We start from the raw sequence: 19466 nt of genomic DNA, 5'->3' as shown, positions 1-19466 counted from the left end.
CAACGGCCTAGCACCGCTCACTTCGGCTTCTTCTGCGCCATCGCTTGGCCCAGTTGCTTCAGCGCATCCCGCATCCCCGGGTCGCCCACCTTTTCCACCGCCCGCCCGATCCGCGCCCGTGCGACATCGCCGAGCGCCGGCTGCGTTTCGGGCAGCGCCTCCATCTCGCTGAACGGCTCAGCGCTCATCCGCACCTGGTTGACGAGAATATAGCCGAAATACCGGTTGATCGCGGCTGCCACCCGCGCCCCCTCATGCGCCAGCGCCAGCGCATGTCCCGGGTGGCAGCGCAAATACAGCACCGCCCCCTCGGCGCCTTTTTCCCCACGCGGCCAGCTCAGCTTGTCGGGTCGCGTCACCTTGTCATACGGGGCAGGGGCCATCGCCCCCCAATGCGCGAGAATGTCCCGGCTGGCAAAGCCGCGCTTTTTCAGCACTGGGTCCAGCGCCGCGCCCAGCGCCTCGCTTACCGAAACCGCACGGTTAAGCCGCCTGGGGGGCTCATCGCCTTTGGGTTTTGCCGCCATCTGGGGAACAACTCGCTTGCGCCGGCGAAGCCCGCGCGCCATTTCTCATTCCGATCATGCCAAATCCCGCGTCCCGAACAAACCCCATTCCGCTCGATAGCACCGCCGTTCTTGCCTGGTATGACCGCCACGCGCGCGATCTGCCGTGGCGAGTTGGCCCTGCCGATCACGCCAAAGGCCGCCGCGCCGACCCCTATCGCGTCTGGCTCAGCGAAATCATGCTGCAGCAGACCACTGTCGCCGCCGTCGGCAAATACTATGCGCGGTTCCTCTCCCTCTGGCCCACCGTCGGCGCCCTCGCAGCCGCCCCGCTCGAAGCCGTGCTCGTCGAATGGGCCGGCCTCGGCTACTATGCCCGCGCCCGCAACCTTCATGCCTGCGCCCGCGCCGTCGTCGAACGCTTTGGCGGCCAGTTCCCCGCTACCTCCGCCGAACTCCTGACCCTGCCGGGCATCGGCCCCTATACCGCCGCCGCCATCGCTGCCATCACCGCCGACGAACGCGTCGCGGTCGTCGATGGCAATGTCGATCGCGTCGTCGCCCGCTACCTGGCGCTGCCGGTTCCGGTCCGCGACGCCAAGGACATGGTCCGTGCCACCGTGCAGGAGGCAGTCCCCGCCCGCGCCGGCGATTTCGCCCAGGCGCTAATGGATCTGGGCGCGACCATCTGCGCCCCGCGCGCTGCGCTCTGCATGCTCTGCCCGCTGCAACCCGGCTGTGTCGGTACCAAAGCCGATCCGTTGCACTATCCTGTCAAAGCCGCCAAAGCCGATCGCCCCACCCGTTACGGCCACGCCTTCGTCATGCGCGACGCCGATGGCGACGTGTACCTCCAGACCCGCGCCGAAAAGGGCCTCCTCGCCCAGATGACCGAGACCCCGGTCTCCGCCTGGACACCAGCTCCCGAGCCCGTCGCCCACCCGCTCCCCGCCGACTGGCGTCACCACGGCCAGGTGGTTCACGTCTTCACGCATTTCCGGCTCGAGCTCGAGGTCTGGTCCGCCACCGTCGCGCCCGAAACGCTGACGCAAGGCTGGTGGGCCGATCCGCGCGAACTCGCGGCCGAAGCGCTCCCGAGCCTCTTCCGCAAGGTGCTGGCGATGGCGGGTCTGGAATAGCCTTCCCGCCCCTCCGCCATTAATCATCCCAGCACTTGCGATTGGCGGGACTCCCATCCGCAGAGTTATCTCTCAGTTGCCCGCAACTGGAGACGGCCGTGACTTTTGTCATTGATGACTATTCAACTATTGCAAGTGTCGAGATTTCATCGAAGCGCATAAGTGCGTCCGCAATGGCGTTCGAAGGCATCGAAGACAGTGCGCGCTGGGAACAGTTGCTGAACAGGGCCGATCGCGCACACAGCGTTCAGGCTTTCGGTTACGGGGCAGCGAAGGCCGCCAATGGTTGGCACGTCAGCCGCCAAGTGCTGTCGCTCAATGGTCAACCCGTCGCCATGGTGCAGGCGCTGGAAAAGCGCGTGCTTGGCATGCGGCTCGTCACGCGTATCAATCGCGGCCCGATGTTCCTGATCGATAACCCGTCCGACGAACTCATCGTCGCCACCTATCGCGCCGTACGCCGGCATTGGGCCATGGCCCCCTTCAGCATTCTGCTGCTGGCGCCGGCTCTCGAAGACAGCCCACATAATCGCAGCCTCCTCGCCAAAGCCGGCTTTCACAAGCGCAAGGGCAATGGATGGGGCTCAGCGCGCCTGAACCTCGACCAACCGATCGACGTCCTGTTCGACAGCTTCGAGCACAGCTGGCGCAAGGCCATCCGCGCGTCGGAAAAAGCCGGGGTCACCGTCCAGGTTGTTGACGGAGAGACCGAGCACCAGTGGATGATCGACCGGCACCTGCAGAACATGGCCGAAAAGGGATTTTCCGGGCACGACGCGGCGTTCCTGCGCAGCCTCCGGCAGTCTTCTGGCTCGGACTATGTGCTCTTGCAGGCCATGCACGAGGGCAGGCCCGTCGCTGGGCTCGTCATCCTCAAGTGCGGCCTCGTCTCGGACTCGATCGTTGCCTGGTTCGGCGAAGAGGGCCGCAAGGTCAAGGCCGGCAATGCCATCACATGGGCCGCGATCTGCGAACTCCAGCGCCGCGGTTGCCTCTCCTACGATGTCGGTGGCATCGGCAGCGGCAAGGGCTTTGCCAACTTCAAGAGCGGCATGAACGGCACCGAGTATTATCTGCCCGGCGAATATCTCGGCCTCTGATCACCCCAAATGAAAGCCGCCGGCGCTAAGAAAGCGCCAGCGGCAAAAGCGGCCTGAGAAGATTTTGGAGGTCAGTTCAGGCCGAAATCCGTTCCATCTGCGCCCGGATCTGGGCGCGGAAATTGTCAATGGGCTCAAACCGCTGGCCCTGGCGGGCGTGCCAGAAGGTCCAGCCGTTGCAGGCTTCCGCCCCTTGCACGAGGGCGCCGACGCGGTGGATCGAGCCCATGTGCTCGCCAGAAACCAGCGAGCCATCGGCCCTGACCAGCGCGCTCCAGCGCTGCCGCTCGTCATAGAGTTCTGTGCCGGGCGTGATCAGCCCCATTTCCACCAGCGAGCCAAACGCCACCCGCGGTGCCGAGCGCTTGGGCACTGCCGTCTCGATAGTTTCTGCCGACAGCGGCTTGATCGCCGCAATCCGCTTCAGCGCCCCCGCCACGTAGGCGTCCTCGCGCTCGATGCCGATGAAGTGGCGCCCGAGTTTCTTCGCCACGGCGCCGGTCGTCCCCGTCCCGAAGAACGGGTCGAGCACCACATCACCCGGCTTGGTCGTCGCGCTGATCACCCGATAGAGCAGGGCCTCGGGCTTCTGCGTCGGGTGCAGCTTGTCATCGTCCTCGTCCTTCAGCCTTTCGGCCCCGGTGCAGATCGGAAACAGCCAGTCCGAGCGCATCTGCACATCGTCATTGGCCTGTTTCATCTGCTCGTAATTGAACGTCACCCGGCTCTCGCGCGATTTCGCGGCCCAGATCAGCGTTTCATGCGCATTGGTGAACCGCGTGCCGCGGAAGTTCGGCATCGGGTTGGCCTTGCGCCAGATCACGTCGTTCAGCATCCAGAAATCGAGGTCCTGGAGCGTCGCGCCGACGCGGAAAATATTGTGGTACGAGCCGATCACCCAGATCGCGCCATCCGGTTTCAGGATGCGCCGAGCCGCCTTCAGCCAGGCATTGGTGAACACGTCGTAATGGGCAAAACTGTCGAACTTGTCCCAGGCGTCATCAACGCCGTCGACCCGCGATTGATCGGGGCGGGTGAGCCCCTGGTCAAGTTGCAGGTTGTACGGAGGGTCCGCAAAAACGAGGTCAACCGAGCCGGCCGGCAAGGCATTCATGTGCTTGATGCAATCGCCCACAAGGATGGTGTCGATGGGCAGTGAACGCCCTTCGGCATCGGCGGAGACCGCCGTACGCGCCGTACGCAACATACTGATAACCCTGACGCATTACTAACAGCGCCGGTTGTAACCTGTTAGGGTTAAAGGGGATTTAAGCGTTTCGGTTAGCGAAAGGTTAAGCTGACAACCTTGGTCATCCGCCGTTCAGCGTCCCGGGCCTATCCCGCTTCACGTTGAAGCTTGGGAGCCCTCTATGACCATCAATGTCCGGCGCACCAGATGGTGTGACGTTCCTCGTCGCGTTCTCGTCGAGCGCCTGCTCGACACCGCCCACTGGCCCGAATGGAGCCCCATGGAAACCGCCCGGATCGAGCGGCCCGGCCGCGACGGCTCGCCGTCCTCCCCCGGAGAAATCCGCCGCTTCACCTCGCGCGGCGTGACCGGCCGCGAGGAGGTTCTCGAAAGCGAAGGCGATGTCGTCCTCCGCTACCGGCTCCTCTCCGGCCTACCGCTGCGCGACTATGTCGGCGAAGTCACCATCGAGGAAATCGACGCCCGTACCCGTGTCACCTGGGCCTCCAGTTTCGAGCCGAAATTCGCGCTCACCGGCTGGCTGTACAAATTCGTCATGGCACGTCTGTTCGACCAGAGCATCACCGGCCTGATCGCCGGCCCGCGCTAGGCCGCAGCCGCCTTCATCCGGAACGCCTGCGCGCAGGGCGCGAAATCCATCCGGTGGTGGCGCCCGGGCCCATACTCTGTGAGCGCCGCCAGATGCACCGGTGCCGCGTAGCCCTTGTGGCTATCAAAGCCGAAATGCGGCTCTTCGGCATGCATGATCGCGCACATGCGGTCACGCGTCACCTTGGCGATGATCGAAGCGGCGGCGATCGACGACGAACGGCCGTCGCCGCCGACAATCGCCTCGCCGTTGCAGGGTAGGTCCTTTGGCAGCTTGTTGCCATCGATCAGCACGTGGTCGGCGGTCACACCCAGCCCCAGCACCGCCTGCCGCATCGCCCACAATGTCGCCTGGAGGATATTGAGCCGCTCGATCACCAATGGCGGCGCCACCACGATCGATACCGTCGCCGACACCATGATCTTGTCGTACAGCGCTTCCCGCTGCAGCGCCGTCAGGACCTTGGAATCGTTGAGCCCGTCGGGCACGCGTCGCTGGTTCAGCACCACCGCCGACACCACAACCGGCCCCGCCAGCGGCCCGCGCCCCGCTTCATCCACCCCGCAAACCACCCGCGCCCCACGCCGCTGCGCCGCGCGCTCAAAACTCATATCGGGGCCGGCCTGCGCCGGGATCGAATCAGCTGACATGCCTCCAGCATGGCGATTGCCGGCCGCTCGGCAAGCACGACGGTGCTAAACTTGCAGACCTTCCAGTAACTTCATCTCAATACCAGCGCCCTATTGGTCGTTGTCAAAGCAATGGTCTGCGCTGTCAGTCCCGACCAGAATAGTGCAGGGCGGGCAGTTGGCCGAAACTTTGGATCGGGGCAGAATGCGACCGAATGCGGGGCGAGATCGGGCTGCGGAGCTCAAGCGCACGCAGGCGCTGATGGCTGAGGCCTACCTGCCGCTGCACAAATCGGTTCTGATCACCGTCATCGTCTACTATTCCTATGTCACAGCCGCCCATTTCATCGACGAAACCGGCGGCGCCTTGGCGCTGCTCGCTGCGATGTCCGCCGTCACCGTGCTCTGTGGCGTGGTCGTGCTCGTTCTCACACTGCGGCGCGCCCTGACGCCGGTGCAACTGGAACTGGCGCAATGCGCGCTGCACCTGTGCATGCTCGGCAACGTCGCCATCTATCAGTTCCTCCACTACACGCCCGCCAAACTGGTGTATTTTTCCCTTCTCGCGGTGGCGTTCGCCCTCTCGGCCACCACCCTTCGCCTGGTTCTGCTCTGTGTCCTGTTCACGCTGGGCACCATGCTGGCAACCGTATGGCTGTTCGAACCCAGTGCCATCAGCACCTACATTTTTATCGCCATCGCTACCGGCTTTGCGACCATCGGCCTGTCGCAGTTCGTGCGCGGCGTCATCCAGCGCGAAGTGCTGGCTCGCATCAAGGCCGACAACATCGCCACCGAAGCCTTGGCCGTGTCGGCGGAAAACGCGCGGCTCGCCAAGGTTGACCCGTTGACCGGGCTGCCCAACCGCCGCCGCTTCTTCGAACTGGTCGATCTGGCGCTGGCCGAACATCCCGGCGATCCGGCCCTTCTGGTTGGTGTCGTCGATCTTGATGGCTTCAAGGCGGTCAACGACATCTTCGGCCACAGTACTGGGGATCGTGTGCTGGTCGGGGTGGGCGAGCGCCTTTCCGTCTCCGGCCGGCTTCCTGCCCTTGTCGCGCGCATGGGCGGCGATGAATTCGGCATTCTGGTGCGTGGCCGGCATCCGGAATCGCTGATCCGAGAATTTGCTGCCGATCTTGCCAGTGCCCTCGAGCCCGCCTTCCGCTTCGAGGGTGCCGTCGCCACGCTTTCGGGCTCCTTCGGTTTTTCGAGAGGCCAGCCGGGAGACGGAGCCGCCGATATTCTCGAACGCGCCGATTACGCCGCCTACGAGGCGAAAAGCAGCGCTCGCGGCAGCGCCGTGATCTTTTCTGCCGAGCACGAAGCATTGATCGTTGCCGAGCGGCAGCTTGAGCGCGAAATACTGCAAGCCGATCTTGAGGCCGAAATAACCCCCGTCTTCCAGCCTATCGTCGATGCCACCACCAACGAAGTGGTCGGCTATGAAGCGCTGGCCCGCTGGCATAGCCCCACGCTGGGCAGTATCTCGCCCGCCCGCTTCATCCCCATGGCGGAGCGCCTCGGCCTCGTGCCACGCATCACCCAGGCCATGGTGCGCAATGTGCTGGCCGCGATGCCCATGCTGCCCGAGAACACGCGTGTCTCGATCAACCTGTCGCCGCGCGATCTGAGTTCGCCCGCCGCCATGCAGGCCCTGGCCGGCATTCTCGGCACCGCCCCGCGCCCCTGCCGCATTGATTTCGAAATCACCGAAACCGCCGTCATGCGCGATATCGGCGAGGCCATCGAGGCGCTTCTCCGCCTCATGGCTTATGGCGCGCGCATCTCGCTCGATGACTTCGGCACCGGCCATTCCAGCCTCAGCCGCGTCCAGCAACTGCCGCTCGATCGCATCAAAGTCGATCAGAGTTTCGTCGCCGCTATCGAAACCGATCGCACCAGCCAGGCCATCGTCAAGACCACCATCGATCTCTGCCGCAACCTCGGGGTTTCCTGCGTCATTGAAGGCGTCGAAACCGAATCGCAACTCGCCGCCCTGCGCGCCCTCGGTGCCCGCTATTGCCAGGGCTATCTCTTCGGCCGCCCCACCCCCGCCGCCCAGATCTCCGCTGGTCGCCCGTCCCGCCTTATCGCCTGAAGATCGCAGCGCGAGACGGGTGCAGTCTTTCTCCCCCTCAGAACAAGTTCATCTGCCCATCATCCACCCGCGGCGGCATGAACAGGTCCACCCGCAACGGCGGCATCGGCTTGTTGAGCCCATAGCGCTCACGGCCTTTTTCTAGCCGCTGCCTGAGCAACACCGCATAGGCACCTTCGCCGATGAAGCGCGTGCCGAAATTGGGATCATTGTCCTTGCCGCCGCGCGCCTCGCGCACGAGGCTCATCACGTGCCCCACCCGGTCGGGGTAGTGCCTGAGCAGCCACTCGCGGAAAATGTCGCGCACCTCGCCCGGCAGCCTGAGCAGCACCACATTGGCGTCCCGCGCCCCCTGCGCTGCTGCTGCATCGAGAATCCGCTCGAGTTCCATGTCCGTGAGACCTGGGATCATCGGCGCCGCCATCACCGTCACCGGCACGCCAGCTTCCGACAGCAGCCGGATCGCTTCCAGCCGTTTTTCCGGCGTCGAGGCCCGCGGCTCCATCTTGCGGCTGAGCTTGTGGTCCATGCTGGTGATCGACAGCGCCACCCGCACCAGCCCCAGCTCCGCCATCGGTTTCAGGATATCGAGATCGCGCACCACCAGCGCCGATTTGGTCGTGATCGTAACCGGATGCCGCGTTTCGAGCAGCAACTGCAGGATGGAGCGCGTCAGCTTGTGCTTGCGCTCGGCCGGCTGGTACGGGTCGGTGTTCGTGCCCATGGCGATCGGCTTCGGCCGATAGCGCTTGTCCGCCAGTTCCCGCCGCAGCAGCTCGACCGCGTTGACCTTTACATAAATATCACGCTCGAACTCCAGCCCCGCCGAATGCCCCAGATAGGCGTGTGTCGGCCGCGCAAAGCAGTACGAACACCCGTGCTCGCAGCCGCGATAGGCGTTGATCGAGCGGTCGAACCCGATATCGGGGCTCTCATTGCGGGTGATGATGGTGCGGGCGCGCTCGACATGCTCGATCGTTTCGAACGGCTTCAGGTCCTCGACCTGGCCCCAGCCATCGTCAAACGCCTCGCGACTTTCCTTGTCGAAGCGGCTGGTCTTGTTGGTCTGCGCCCCGCGCCCCCGGTTCAGCGCCGGATCGATATAGGCACGCCCCACCAGGTCCGCGTCGCGGGTGCGGCTGAGCTTTTCCAATTGTTCGAACGAGGGGGCCACGCGCATTGCCATGAAGCGTCTCCAACGGTCGAAGCAGCGACTCGCCACCCCGGTAACGTTCCATGAGGACTACCAGTTGCGTGAGAACAGAACAAGAACAAACATGTTCTGGTTCGATCTATCAGTCCCCTCGCCCCTCCGGGGAGAGGGTGGCTCGGCCACGAGGCCGAGACGGGTGAGGGGCCGGCCACCCTGTCGCGACTGTGGGTTTAGCTATCTCACCTGCCCGCAAACCGTCGCTTGGCGCCCTCAGTCGCGGGCATGTACAGCGAAACCGCGTTCCCATCGGGGTCGCGAAACTGAAACGTCGTGTTGCCCCACGGCATCGTCTTCAGCCCGTGAACAAGCGGAACCTTGTCCTTAAGCCGGGCATATTCCGCATCGATGTTATCGACCTGAAACTCCAGCACGACGCTGCGGTTGGCGCGAGGTTCGGCGCTGCCCTCCTGCCATAGCGCCACCGTTTCCGCCGCGCCGATGGCCAAGACGGCGCCGGGAGTGACGATTTCCGCGAACACTGGTGCCAGCCATTGGGCGCTCACCTGGGTGATCATCTCGTAGAAACCAACCAGTTCCTTGATGTCTGCGGCGATGATGCGGGTCGAGGCGAATTTCATTGGGCATTCCTTTTTGACAACGCGGCGCTTGTGGCACAGCCCTGCTGCCACCACCATGGCAGCAGGAGTCAGCAGCCATGCGTCGCGCCGATCGATTGTTTCAGATCATCCAGATCCTGCGCCGGAGCTCACGGCCCAAAACGGCTGCCGCCATTGCCGAAGAGCTTGAGGTGTCAAAACGCACCGTGTACCGCGACATCGGCGATCTGATTGGCCAGCGGGTGCCCATCTCGGGCGAGGCAGGGTTCGGCTACCTGCTTGACCCGGCCTACAGCATGCCGCCCCTCATGCTCACGCCCGATGAGATCGAGGCTGTGATGCTCGGCGTGCAGTGGGTGATCGGGCATTCGGACAAGCTGATTGCCAACGCCGCACGCGATGTCATCGCCAAGATCGAAACATCCATTCCGGACCATCTGCGTCCGTTCATCGCCGAGCCGAGCATGGGCGTGAAGCCGGGCCTGCGCCCGCCGACCGAAGATGTCGACATGGCCGAAATCCGGACCGCGATCCGCCAGGGGCGCAAACTCTTGCTCTGCTACAAAGCCGAGAGCGGCGAGATCACCACTCGCATAGTCTGGCCGGTGATCCTCGGCTACGCCGAAACCCACCGGCTGCTCGTCGCCTGGTGCGAATTGCGACAGGATTTCCGGCACTTCCGCTGCGACCGGATCACAACGGCAACGCTAACCGAGGAGTCCATCGGCCTCCGCCCCGGCGAACTCCGCCGCAAGTGGCAGCTGTGGCGGGACGAGCAACTCGGTGGCCCCGCCGGAGCGAGGTGAGCACCGGTCAGTTCGGCCCGCGGCTCTCGGAGATTGCACAGGCCGCTAAGCTGTAGAAAGGCCCCCTCACCCGGCGCTCCGCGCCGACCTCTCCCCCTAGGGAGAGGTGGTTAGGTGGCACGATGGCGCCTCAACTCACCTCTCCCTTTGGGGGAGAGGTCGGCCGAAGGCCGGGTGAGGGGGCCTTTTCAGGCCTAGCGCAAGACAATTCCCCGCTTACCCCGCGACCTTCGAAAAATCCGCCACCAGCCGCATCGTGTCGCGCAGCTTGGCGAGGAGGTTGAGCCGGTTGGCCCGTACCGCCGGGTCCGGATCGTTCACCAGCACTGCCTCGAAGAACGCATCCACCGGCTGCCGCAACGTCGCCAGCGCCGCGATGGCGCCCTTGTAGTCGTCCGCCGCCACCTTCGCTGCCACCGCCGCATCGGCCTTCATGATCGCATCGGCCAGCGCAATCTCGCTGTCGAGCTTCAGTGCCTCTTCCTGAACCGGCTCGGCATAGCTCCGCCCGTCCTTCTTTTCCTCAGCCGCCAGAATGTTCGCCGCGCGCTTGTACCCGGCCAAAAGGTTCTTGCCGTCCTCGCTGGAGAGCAACTCCGACAACGCCTCGACCCGCTGGGTGATCTCCAGCATGTCGTCACTATCCTTGCCGATCACCGCATCGACAAGGTCATGCCGCGCGCCCGCGTCTCGAAGCGTCACCTTGAGGCGATCATGGAAAAAGCTCAGCAGGTCCGCGTCAACCTTCAGCGGCAGTTTCAGCCCATTATCCACCACGATCCGGATCACGCCCAGCGCCGCCCGCCGCAGCGCGAACGGATCCCTCGACCCTGTCGGCTTCTCGTCGATCGACCAGAACCCGGTCAGCACATCGAGCTTGTCGGCCAGCGCCAGCGCCACGGCCACAGGCTCCGCCGGCACCATGTCCGTGGGGCCTAGCGGCTTGTAGTGGTCGGCAATGGCGTTCGCCACCTGCCGGTTTTCGCCCTGCGCCAAGGCGTAGTAGCGCCCCATGATCCCCTGCAGTTCCGGGAATTCGCCCACCATACCGGTGGTCAAGTCCGCCTTCGCCAGCATCGCAGCGCGCTTGGCGAGGTCCACATCGGCTCCCACCAGCGGCGCAATCTCGGCCACCAGCTTCACCAGCCGCTCGACGCGCTGGAACACCGTGCCGAGCTTGGCGTGGAACACGCTCTCTTCGAGCTTGGGCAAGCCATGCTCCAGCGGCAGCGCCAGGTCGGTATTGTAGAAAAACCGCGCATCCGACAGCCGGGCGCGGATCACCCGCTCATTGCCACCGATGATGGTCGCGCCGCCATCGGCGGCCACCTGGTTGGAAATGATGATGAAATTGGGCGCGAGCTTGCCATCCGCGTCACGCAGGCAGAAGCATTTCTGGTTGGCGCGGATCGTCGCGATGATCGCTTCTTCCGGCACGTCGAGGAACTTTGGGTCGAACGACCCCATCATCACCACCGGCCATTCGACGAGCCCAGCCACTTCCTCGAGCAGCCCCTCGTCGTGGATCACAACCAGCCCCTGCGCGAAGGCGAGGTTGTCGGCATCGGCGCGGATGATCTCCTTGCGCCGGTCGATGTCGAGCACCACGCGCGCCTTCTCCAGCGCCTGCACATAGTCGTCGAACCGCTTCACCCGGATCGCCTGCGGCGCAAGGAACCGGTGGCCATAGGTGGTCTGCCCGCTGGTTATCGTGTTCGATTTGAACGGGATCACCACCGGGTCGTCATTTTCAGTGCCGAACGTCGCGGTAATCGCGCGCAGCGGCCGCACCCAGGTCAGCCCGCCATAGCCCCACTGCATGGATTTCGGCCACTCGAACCCGGTGATCACCTTGGGCAGCAGCGTCGCGAGAATATCCTCGGCGCCCGCGCCCTTCTTCTCGATATGCGCGACGTAAAAATCGCCCTTCTTGGGGTCGCTTTCGATCTTGGCCTCATCGATCGAATTGAGCCCGGCCGCCTTCAGGAACCCATCGATCGCCTGCTGCGGTGCCCCGACGCGCGGACCCTTTTTTTCTTCCCGCGTATCGGGCGAACGGGCCGGCAGGCCGGTAACGGTCAGCGCCAGCCGCCGCGGCGTCACAAACGCCTTGGCACCCTCATAGACCAGCCCGGCATCGACCAGTGCATTGGTCACCGCCTTCTTCAAATCCTCAGCCGCCTTGCGCTGCATGCGCGCCGGGATTTCTTCCGAGAACAGTTCAACAAGCAATTCGGGCATGGATCTTACCGGCGTTTAGGGCGCGCGAGGACTAGCAAGCAGCGCCCAGCTTGTCCATTACCACTCATCTTGATCCTCCCCCGCATGGCGGGGGAGGGGGACCACGCGATAGCGTGGTGGAGGGGGCTAGTGCCTCAATGGCAGCCACAAGTCTACCACCCCCCGCCGCCGCCACCCCCGCCGCCGCCACCTGATCCACCCCCGCCACCGCCCGAAAATCCCGAGCCCGACGACGAACTCGGCTGCGCCGCCATCATCGCGGCGCTCATCCCCGAGGCGACGGACGAGACCGTGTTCGAGAACCCGCCCGAACTCCAGTTGCGGCCCGAATAGAACCCCGGGTGATAGTTGCTGTCGGCGCCGGCCACCGCGTTGCGGCTGAGTTCGCCCTCAAAATGCTCCGACCACGGCTTTTCCACCCCCAGCGCAATCGCGTAGGGCAAAATCCCCTCGAACCGCTCCACCGTCATCGGCGGCTCGCCGACAATGTTCAGCCGGTTCTTTTCGGCGGTGTCGAGATACATCTTGAACCCGTCGATCTGATCCATCAGCCGCCGCCCCTGCACGGTCGGCGCCCGCATTAAAATCGCGAACGCCACGTTGATGATCACGATCGAGATCGCCGCGATCAGCGGCGTATCGATATTGAGCTGGCTCACGAACCCGGAAAACCCGCCAAAAAGGTTCGCTCCCGCGATCACCACCCAGGCAAGGATGATGAATTTCTGCAGCGCCCCGGCGTTCCAGATGCTGGTCGCAATCGAGGTGAAGAGCCCCACCGCCACCCCGCCGATCACCGCCACGAACAAAAACACCGGCTGCAGCACATCGAGCAGCACCAACGCGCCGAGCAGCCCCGCCGAAATCAGAAAGCCCAGCACCACATAGCCGCTGTTGTTCCGAAAATAGAGCTGCCGGTTCTCGCTCTCGATCGCCTTGATGAAAGCGCCGCGCGTCTCGTTGAGCTTGGGGCCATTGCTGGTGTCGACCGAAACGATCCCTTTCGACGCGATGTAGCTCTGGATGATCTGCTCGCCCTGCTGCAATCCCTCGCCGGATTTCCCCGTCGAGGTCACCCGCAGCGTCTTGGTCGAATTGTCGATCTTCACCAGCCCCTTGACCCCCAGGTCAAAGATCGCCGCGGTGAACGCCGTCCACCCCATCTTCTGCCAGCCCATGCGGTGGATGTAGTGCACCAGCCCAGGCGAAAATCCCTTGGGTGCATGGAAAAGCGGGATGATGGTGCCCTTCTTCGGGTCGCGCCCCACCGCGCTCCACGCAAATAGGTTATAAAGCAGCACAAGCAGCGCCGCGAACCCTGGCAGCACCAGATCGCGATGGTCGCTCAGCCAGTAGATCGCCTGCTGGCCGCTGTCCGGCGTCGTCAGAATGCCCTTCTGAAACGCCACCGCCACGCTCATGCCTTCGCCCGCACTCAGCGCCCGGTTCGCCCGCACGATCACCTGGTTGCCCTCGCCACGGGTGATCGTCACGGCCTGCTCTTTCGAGCCCGCCTTGCCGGTGTAGCCGACCACATTGCTCACCACTGCGCCCGGCGGCAGGGTGATCGAACTCACGGCCTTGGCGATCGGGAACACCCAGTAATTGCCCGTGGCGTTCCAGAAGATCTCGTCATGGTCGGCAAACCGCCGCGCCATCCGCGTCATCGTGTAGTGGATGGTGTAGCGGTGCACCCCGTCATCGAGGAACACATCGGCCGAACCGATCCGGATGCGCGTAAAGCCGTTCCCGATGCTCTCAAGCGCATAGGGCTCAGTGTTCCCATCCCGGCTCACCGATTTGACATCGAGCGTCGAGCGCAGCCGCGAATTATCGTCGTTGATCAGCAGCGTCGGGATATCCCGATAAATCCCCCGTCGGATCTCGATCCCCTGCGAGATCACTTCAATGGTCTCGGTCACATCCACCGACCCATCCACCCCCAGTGTCAGCGCCGATGAAAACGAAGTAATCCGCTCCTGCGCGAGGGCAGGGAGGGTGAAGAGGAGGGTGAGGAGAAGGAGTAGGGCCGGCAGCAGCCCGAGGAGGTGTGCACCACTTCCCTTCTCCCCTTGTGGGAGAAGGTGGCGCGCAGCGCCGGATGAGGGGTCCGCGACGCTTTCGTCGCGCGGCTCGAGCGTAGCGAGGGACGGCAGAGTTCGCGGAGATAACCCCTCATCCGCCCTTCGGGCACCTTCTCCCACAAGGGGAGAAGGCGAAAAGTGGCGGGCATTGTCCCGGCCGCGAGACGCAGAGTTGCCAGGCACAGCGATACCCACCGCAGCCAACCCCGCCTAGAACTTCACCGTCGGCACAGCCCGCTCGGCATCATTCTCCAGCTCGAAATACTCGCCCTTCACAAACTTGAAAAAGTTCGCGATGACGTTCGACGGGAAGCTCTCTACCGCCGTGTTGAGGTTGCGCACTGCGCCATTGTAATAGCGCCGCGACAGCTGGATTTCGTCTTCGACGCTCGCCAGCGCGGTCTGGAATTCCTGGAAATTCGTGCTCGCCTTGAGGTCTGGATAGGCCTCGGCAACCGCGATAAGCTTGCCCAGCGCGCCCGACAGCGCACCCTCAAGCGCGCTCCGCTCGGCCGGTCCGGCGTTCGCCCCCGCCGTGGCATTGGCGCGCGCCTGCGTCACCGCTTCGAGCGTTTCGCGCTCGTGCGTCATGTACCCTTTGACCGTTTCGAGCAGGTTCGGGATCAGGTCGGTGCGGCGCTTCAGCTGCACATCGATGCCCGACCAGCCTTCTTCCTTCAGCTGCCGCTTCGACACCAGGTCGTTATACGAGAAGATGGCCCAGCCAACGACGGCGATGAGAATGGCAAGAATAACTAGGCCGGTCATGGAGCCCCTCCGCTAATGACGCCTGAACGCCGCGGACATTGGCACCGCGGTCACTGGCCTTCAACTTCAATCGGGCCCGCTGAACCGCCGATGAACAGCTATCTGACGCCCCGAAACTGCTCCGGAGCGTCATTGTTGCGCTAAACCAAAAGTAGATTAACTGCCGAGATTAACCGCCAACAAGGCAATCAACTGTTTCCCAGCGCCATCTGCTCCGATGTGATCCTATCCATCAGCGGGTCGAGATCCATATTGATCGGCGTATTTGCCGCCAACCGCTGCTTCAAAAAACCGATCGACTCCGCCAGCACTTCATCGAGGTCCTCCGAGCACGAGAAGTTCCCCGCCACGCGCTTAACCTTCGAATTGTCGAACAGCGCCGACCAGGTCTTGTCCCCAACCAGCGGCCCGACCCAGGCCGGATTGTACTTCACCAGCGTATCCGTCGGCACATGCACGATCCTCGGAGTCAGCCCAACCCCGCGCCCGATCGCGTAGTAGATATCATCCCAGCTATAGGCGCGGTCGGAGGTGATGTGGAAATCCTCACCCAGCGCCGCCGCCTTGCCGAAGAGGCCCACAAACGGCACCGCAAAGTCCTTCGAACGCGTCAAAGTCCACGGCGACGTGCCGTCTCCGGCCACGATCACCGGTTTTCCCTGCTGCATCCGGCGGATCACGATATCGCCTTCGCCCATCATCGTCGGCAGCCCGGTGCGCACCGTGTGGCTCGGCCGCACGATGGTCCACTTGAGGTCCGGCGCACCCTCCAGCAACGCCTCCGCCGCAATCTTCGCCTGGCTATAGGGCCAGTAGGGATTCACCGTCGGCGTCTTCTCGGTGATGATGTAATGCCGCGCCGGCTTCTCGTAGACCGAGGCCGACGAGATGAAGATGTACTGCCCGGTCTTGCCCGAAAACGTCGCAATATCCTCAGCCATCTGCTCGGGCGTGAACACCATGAACTGGCAGACCACATCAAACCGCATGTCGCCCAGCGCCCGATAGGCGACCGGATCCTTCATGTCACCCACAATCGAGTTAACGCCAGCCGGCAACGGCTCACTGCGAATTCCGCGGTTGAATACGCTCACCTGATGCCCCGCCGCCACCGCCAGTTCCACGCACGGCAGCGAGATCTGTCCGGTCCCCCCGACAAACAAAACCTTCATCGCTCATCTCCCAAAAAAGTTCGCGCTCTCCCGGCGCACAATCCACCCAACACTGAACCACAACCCCCACCCCCGCAACCCAACCTTCGGCGACCATACTTCGCTTTATCAGTGTTCCCTCGGCACAGTTGCAACGGACCATCGGGGTCCGCCTTCTCCCCTTGTGGGAGAAGGTGCCCGAAGGGCGGATGAGGGGTACTCTCCACAAACTCCAACCTAACTCTATGCCGTTCAGTACGCGTCGCCTTGAAAACGCGGTCGGCGACCTGGAGACCCGCCCCAATCCCCCTCCGCCCTAAGTCCGACTAGACACCTGCGACAATAGCGCGCACTTACGCGCCGTCGCTCGCAACAGGGGACCACAATGTCGGCCATTACTGAAGGCAATGCAGAGCAGTACAGCACCAGCCAAAAACTTGCCGCACGCGCCCGGCTCAATCAGGAATACACCATCGCCCCAACGCCATGGTTCCCCTGGGTGGCCCAACACTTGCCACTCAAGTCCGGCGCGGCCGTCCTCGATATCGGCTGCGGCCCAGGCTGGTTCTGGGCAGCAACCGCAGACACCATCCCACCCGGCATCGACCTCACACTTGCCGATCAGTCCGCCGGCATGGTCGAGGAAGCCACCGGGCGCTGCGCCGGCCTCTCATTCCACTCCGTGACTGGCCAGCAAGCCGACGCAATGGCTCTGCCGTTCGCCGATGCCAGCTTCGATGTCGTGGTCGCCATGCACATGCTTTACCACGTCGCCGACCAGCCGCGCGCCATCGCCGAAATGGCCCGCGTTCTGAAGCCCGGTGGCACCCTTGCCGTCACCACCAATGGCGTCGGCAACATGGGCGCCATCTATGCGCTCACCACCGTGTTCGGCAGCCCTCCGGTTGATCCCGCCGGCACCGCCTTCGGCTTTGATACTGCGGAGCGCCTGCTGCGCGCCGAATTCGGCAACGTCTCCTTTGCCCTCCACCCGGCGAGCATGCGGATCACCAACCCCGAAGACGTGTTCCTCGCCCTCACCTCATACCCGCCCGGCGATGGCGCCCCGCCCGAGCAGCTCAAAGCCTTCCGCACCGCCATCGACGGCGCATTTCAGCGCGGCAATGGCGTCCTTGAGGTGGCAAAGGAAACCGGCCTGTTCCTCAGCCGCAAAGCGGGCTGAGTCAGCCGTCCTTGTCCTCTTCCACCACAATCGGCTTGGGGTGCTTGGCTTTGCGCGTGTAGCCTTTGGGGTCCGGCTCCACCTTGGGCTGAAACTGCCCGGCACGCAGCGACTTCGCCGCGACATTCTTCGGCGCCGTCTGCTTGCGACTGAGCGGAACCTTGTCGGGCACTTTCATTTCAAGCGTTCCCAGAAATGATTTAGCGCTCGTTGAGCCTTGGCATCAGTTCAACGAAGTTGCAGGGCATGTGGCGGCTGTCCAACTGCGCGCGCAAAATCCCTTCCCACGCGTCGCGGCAGGCCCCGCGCGAGCCCGGCAAGACGAACACGAACGTCTCTCCGATCAACCCGCCCGTCGCGCGCGACTGCAGGCTCGATGTCCCCACCGTCGTTGCCGAATACTGGTGGAACAGCACCGAGAACCCCTCCATCCGCTTCTGGAACAGCGGCTCCAGCGCTTCCGGCGTCACGTCGCGGCCCGAAAACCCGGTGCCGCCCGTCGTAATGATCGCGTCAATCTCGGGGTCGATCACCCAGCCCATCACCTTGGCGCGGATCTGGTGGATATCGTCGCGCACCACGGCACGCTCGGCGCAGATGTGCCCATCTGCTTCCATTAGCGATTTGAGCAGCGCCCCGGCGCCATCCGTCTCCAGCGTCCGCGTGTCGGAAACCGCCAGCACCGCGATCTTCAGCGGCGTGAACGGCTTGCTCATGTCGAGCTCGGTCTTGAACATCGTCTAGTCCTTGGGCGGTGTATCAGGCTTCGTGGCGGCGTCATCGCCGGCCGGCGGCGTATCGGTCTTGGTTTCTTCTTCGAGCACGATCATTGGCTGCATCGGGTCCGGCACCACCACTTCGGTAACGTGTGTTGCCGGCTGTGCCACTGGACGCGCCACGGTCTGCTGCTTTTCCTCGGCGCGCGGATCGAGTTCAACCGTTCCGGGCGAAACACCCTTTTCCGAGTTCATGGCGCGGAACCGCACCCGGCCCGTCGCATCGCGTACCGGCCGCACCTTCATGCGCAAAAACGCCGTCACCGCCAGCGCCCCATGGAAGGTCGCGGTCACGATGAACAGTCCCACCGGCGCAATCGCATTCATCACCCACGAGGCGATGATCGGCCCGATGGCAAGCCCGATCCCGAGGATCAGCAGCATGCCGCCGGCCACCCGCCCGAACTCGCCATCCTTGGCAAAGTCGTTCGCATGCGCCACCGCGATTGCGTACAGCGGATAGGCGCCAAACCCGTACATCCCGAACAGGATGAACATCACCAGCCCATTGCTGGGGTTCAGCAGCACCGTCAGGAAGCCCACGAGGCAGGCAAACCCGCTGAGCCCCACGATCACCAGCCGCCGATCGATCTTGTCCGACAGCCGGCCAAACGGCGTCTGCGCCACCGCGCCCACCACCGCCGTCACCGCGAACAGGTACGCGATAGTCGACGCATCGAGGTTCTGCTTGAACCCATAGACCGGTGCCAGCGTACCAAACGTGCCATTCGCCATGCCGCAGGCAAACGCCGCAATCACCGCCAGCGGGGAGGTCTTGTAGAGCAGCACCACATCGAGCCGCGCCGACGAGATCGGCCGCGGCTGCGGCGTCGAGGTCATGGCGCTCGGCAGCAGCGCGCAGATGAAAGCGATCGCCCCCACCACAAACGGCATGAAGCCAAACGTTCCCGTCACCGACATCGCCAGCTGCCCCACTGTCGAGGCGGCCATGTTGATCGTGGTGTAGATCGAAAAGATCGTGCCGCGGCTGCGGTTGTCCGCCACCTCGTTCAGCCAGCTCTCGACGATCATCGCCGCGCCGGCAAAGCAGAAGCCGGAGAACGCGCGCAGCACGATCCAGCCGACATCGTTGATCCAGAGCAGGTTGAGCAGGATCGTCACCGTCCCGATCGCCGCCATGATCGAGTAGGCGCGGATATGGCCCACCCGTTTCACCAGCATCGGCACGGTGATCGAGCCGGCCACGAACCCAACCGACCAGCCCGTGCCGATCAGGCCCAGCGCCGTCAGCGAAAAATGCTCTTCCGCCCCGCGAACACTCAGCAGCAGGCCCTGCAGCCCGCCTCCGAACATGAGCAGCGCCGAACCAATGAACAGGGCATAGATCTTGAGGGCGGAGGACATAGCGCTTTCTGCGTTCGTTGGGGTCCGAGTCCCGCTTGCCCAGCAAGT

At 63.8% G+C, this 19466-nt stretch carries 18 protein-coding genes; 6 read left to right on the top strand and 12 right to left on the bottom strand.

The genetic code is table 11. The features are described from left to right. Nucleotides 1-17: 17 nt before the first annotated feature. Complete coding sequence (locus ACO06J_RS10725) at nt 18-527, bottom strand: DUF721 domain-containing protein (protein WP_421760707.1); 510 nt, start codon at nt 525-527, stop codon at nt 18-20. 56 nt (nt 528-583) lie between these two features. On the opposite strand from ACO06J_RS10725, the gene ACO06J_RS10720 reads away from it, so the two are divergent. Together ACO06J_RS10720 and ACO06J_RS10715 are read left to right on the top strand one after the other, a co-directional pair. Next, nucleotides 584-1645 (top strand): A/G-specific adenine glycosylase, encoded by a 1062-nt coding sequence (locus ACO06J_RS10720; protein WP_421760706.1) that lies wholly within the window; start codon nt 584-586, stop codon nt 1643-1645. 98 nt (nt 1646-1743) lie between these two features. Beyond that, on the top strand, nt 1744-2745 hold the full coding sequence (locus ACO06J_RS10715) for a lipid II:glycine glycyltransferase FemX (protein ID WP_421760705.1): 1002 nt from the start codon (nt 1744-1746) through the stop codon (nt 2743-2745). A gap of 76 nt (nt 2746-2821) precedes the next feature. Here ACO06J_RS10715 and ACO06J_RS10710 read toward each other — a convergent pair whose 3' ends face one another. Continuing rightward, the gene (locus ACO06J_RS10710; RefSeq protein ID WP_421760704.1) at nt 2822-3952 is read right to left on the bottom strand and encodes a site-specific DNA-methyltransferase; all 1131 of its coding nucleotides are present in this window, start codon (nt 3950-3952) and stop codon (nt 2822-2824) included. Nucleotides 3953-4115: 163 nt separating this feature from the next. Between ACO06J_RS10710 and ACO06J_RS10705 the strand changes: the two genes are divergently transcribed. After that, a complete protein-coding gene (locus tag ACO06J_RS10705; protein ID WP_421760703.1) occupies nt 4116-4544 on the top strand; it encodes an SRPBCC family protein in 429 nt (142 codons plus the stop codon). Here ACO06J_RS10705 and ACO06J_RS10700 read toward each other — a convergent pair. Further along, complete coding sequence (locus ACO06J_RS10700) at nt 4541-5194, bottom strand: ribonuclease HII (RefSeq protein ID WP_421760702.1); 654 nt, start codon at nt 5192-5194, stop codon at nt 4541-4543. The genes ACO06J_RS10705 and ACO06J_RS10700 overlap by 4 nt on opposite strands. 184 nt (nt 5195-5378) lie before the next feature. Here ACO06J_RS10700 and ACO06J_RS10695 point away from each other — a divergent pair, with 184 nt between their 5' ends. Continuing rightward, a complete protein-coding gene (locus ACO06J_RS10695; RefSeq protein WP_421760701.1) occupies nt 5379-7274 on the top strand; it encodes a putative bifunctional diguanylate cyclase/phosphodiesterase in 1896 nt (631 codons plus the stop codon). 37 nt (nt 7275-7311) lie between these two features. On the opposite strand, the gene ACO06J_RS10690 is transcribed toward ACO06J_RS10695, so the two are convergent. Beyond that, nucleotides 7312-8460: a PA0069 family radical SAM protein gene (locus ACO06J_RS10690; protein ID WP_421760700.1), complete on the bottom strand. Its 1149-nt coding sequence runs from the start codon at nt 8458-8460 to the stop codon at nt 7312-7314. A 206-nt stretch (nt 8461-8666) separates the two neighbouring features. Next, on the bottom strand, nt 8667-9065 hold the full coding sequence (locus tag ACO06J_RS10685) for a VOC family protein (RefSeq protein ID WP_421760698.1): 399 nt from the start codon (nt 9063-9065) through the stop codon (nt 8667-8669). Nucleotides 9066-9142: 77 nt separating this feature from the next. Here ACO06J_RS10685 and ACO06J_RS10680 point away from each other — a divergent pair, with 77 nt between their 5' ends. After that, nucleotides 9143-9850 carry a helix-turn-helix transcriptional regulator gene (locus ACO06J_RS10680; protein WP_421760696.1) on the top strand — a complete coding sequence of 236 codons (708 nt, stop codon included), beginning with the start codon at nt 9143-9145 and terminating at the stop codon, nt 9848-9850. A 216-nt stretch (nt 9851-10066) separates the two neighbouring features. On the opposite strand, the gene glyS is transcribed toward ACO06J_RS10680, so the two are convergent. From glyS to ACO06J_RS10660, 4 genes are all read right to left on the bottom strand, one after another. Next, on the bottom strand, nt 10067-12091 hold the full coding sequence (gene glyS / locus ACO06J_RS10675) for a glycine--tRNA ligase subunit beta (RefSeq protein ID WP_421760695.1): 2025 nt from the start codon (nt 12089-12091) through the stop codon (nt 10067-10069). A gap of 152 nt (nt 12092-12243) precedes the next feature. Next, nucleotides 12244-14295, bottom strand: coding sequence for a DUF2207 domain-containing protein (locus ACO06J_RS10670; protein ID WP_421762488.1), 2052 nt, complete (start codon nt 14293-14295; stop codon nt 12244-12246). Nucleotides 14296-14385: 90 nt separating this feature from the next. Next, nucleotides 14386-14943, bottom strand: a complete 558-nt coding sequence (locus tag ACO06J_RS10665) for a LemA family protein (RefSeq protein WP_421760694.1) — start codon at nt 14941-14943, stop codon at nt 14386-14388. 188 nt (nt 14944-15131) lie between these two features. Next, entirely contained in the window at nt 15132-16115 is a 984-nt protein-coding gene (locus ACO06J_RS10660; protein WP_421760693.1) for an SDR family oxidoreductase, read from the bottom strand. A 364-nt stretch (nt 16116-16479) separates the two neighbouring features. On the opposite strand from ACO06J_RS10660, the gene ACO06J_RS10655 reads away from it, so the two are divergent. Beyond that, nucleotides 16480-17277 carry a class I SAM-dependent methyltransferase gene (locus tag ACO06J_RS10655; RefSeq protein ID WP_421760692.1) on the top strand — a complete coding sequence of 266 codons (798 nt, stop codon included), beginning with the start codon at nt 16480-16482 and terminating at the stop codon, nt 17275-17277. 1 nt (nt 17278) lies between these two features. Here the strand turns inward: ACO06J_RS10655 and ACO06J_RS10650 are convergent, their stop codons facing one another. From ACO06J_RS10650 to ACO06J_RS10640, 3 genes are read right to left on the bottom strand one after another with little or no spacing between them, the layout of a single operon-like run. Further along, complete coding sequence (locus ACO06J_RS10650; RefSeq protein WP_421760691.1) at nt 17279-17455, bottom strand: DUF7230 family protein; 177 nt, start codon at nt 17453-17455, stop codon at nt 17279-17281. Nucleotides 17456-17477: 22 nt separating this feature from the next. Next, on the bottom strand, nt 17478-18014 hold the full coding sequence (moaB, locus tag ACO06J_RS10645) for a molybdenum cofactor biosynthesis protein B (RefSeq protein ID WP_421760690.1): 537 nt from the start codon (nt 18012-18014) through the stop codon (nt 17478-17480). A 3-nt stretch (nt 18015-18017) separates the two neighbouring features. Continuing rightward, nucleotides 18018-19418, bottom strand: coding sequence for an MFS transporter (locus ACO06J_RS10640; RefSeq protein ID WP_421760689.1), 1401 nt, complete (start codon nt 19416-19418; stop codon nt 18018-18020). Nucleotides 19419-19466: the final 48 nt, after the last annotated feature.

This window comes from Devosia sp. (assembly GCF_965229025.1).
Classification (GTDB): Bacteria; Pseudomonadota; Alphaproteobacteria; order Rhizobiales; family Devosiaceae; genus Devosia_A.
This window is presented reverse-complemented; position numbering and strand designations above follow the sequence as displayed.

What these genes read in the sequence shown, in the direction of transcription:
- ACO06J_RS10725 (WP_421760707.1), bottom strand. Translation starts at nt 527, where the DNA reads ATGGCGGCAAAACCCAAAGGCGATGAGCCCCCCAGGCGGCTTAACCGT.
- ACO06J_RS10720 (WP_421760706.1), top strand. Translation starts at nt 584, where the DNA reads ATGCCAAATCCCGCGTCCCGAACAAACCCCATTCCGCTCGATAGCACC.
- ACO06J_RS10710 (WP_421760704.1), bottom strand. Translation starts at nt 3,952, where the DNA reads ATGTTGCGTACGGCGCGTACGGCGGTCTCCGCCGATGCCGAAGGGCGT.
- ACO06J_RS10705 (WP_421760703.1), top strand. Translation starts at nt 4,116, where the DNA reads ATGACCATCAATGTCCGGCGCACCAGATGGTGTGACGTTCCTCGTCGC.
- ACO06J_RS10700 (WP_421760702.1), bottom strand. Translation starts at nt 5,194, where the DNA reads ATGTCAGCTGATTCGATCCCGGCGCAGGCCGGCCCCGATATGAGTTTT.
- ACO06J_RS10695 (WP_421760701.1), top strand. Translation starts at nt 5,379, where the DNA reads ATGCGACCGAATGCGGGGCGAGATCGGGCTGCGGAGCTCAAGCGCACG.
- ACO06J_RS10690 (WP_421760700.1), bottom strand. Translation starts at nt 8,460, where the DNA reads ATGGCAATGCGCGTGGCCCCCTCGTTCGAACAATTGGAAAAGCTCAGC.
- ACO06J_RS10685 (WP_421760698.1), bottom strand. Translation starts at nt 9,065, where the DNA reads ATGAAATTCGCCTCGACCCGCATCATCGCCGCAGACATCAAGGAACTG.
- ACO06J_RS10680 (WP_421760696.1), top strand. Translation starts at nt 9,143, where the DNA reads ATGCGTCGCGCCGATCGATTGTTTCAGATCATCCAGATCCTGCGCCGG.
- glyS (WP_421760695.1), bottom strand. Translation starts at nt 12,091, where the DNA reads ATGCCCGAATTGCTTGTTGAACTGTTCTCGGAAGAAATCCCGGCGCGC.
- ACO06J_RS10665 (WP_421760694.1), bottom strand. Translation starts at nt 14,943, where the DNA reads ATGACCGGCCTAGTTATTCTTGCCATTCTCATCGCCGTCGTTGGCTGG.
- ACO06J_RS10660 (WP_421760693.1), bottom strand. Translation starts at nt 16,115, where the DNA reads ATGAAGGTTTTGTTTGTCGGGGGGACCGGACAGATCTCGCTGCCGTGC.
- ACO06J_RS10655 (WP_421760692.1), top strand. Translation starts at nt 16,480, where the DNA reads ATGTCGGCCATTACTGAAGGCAATGCAGAGCAGTACAGCACCAGCCAA.
- ACO06J_RS10650 (WP_421760691.1), bottom strand. Translation starts at nt 17,455, where the DNA reads ATGAAAGTGCCCGACAAGGTTCCGCTCAGTCGCAAGCAGACGGCGCCG.
- moaB (WP_421760690.1), bottom strand. Translation starts at nt 18,014, where the DNA reads ATGTTCAAGACCGAGCTCGACATGAGCAAGCCGTTCACGCCGCTGAAG.
- ACO06J_RS10640 (WP_421760689.1), bottom strand. Translation starts at nt 19,418, where the DNA reads ATGTCCTCCGCCCTCAAGATCTATGCCCTGTTCATTGGTTCGGCGCTG.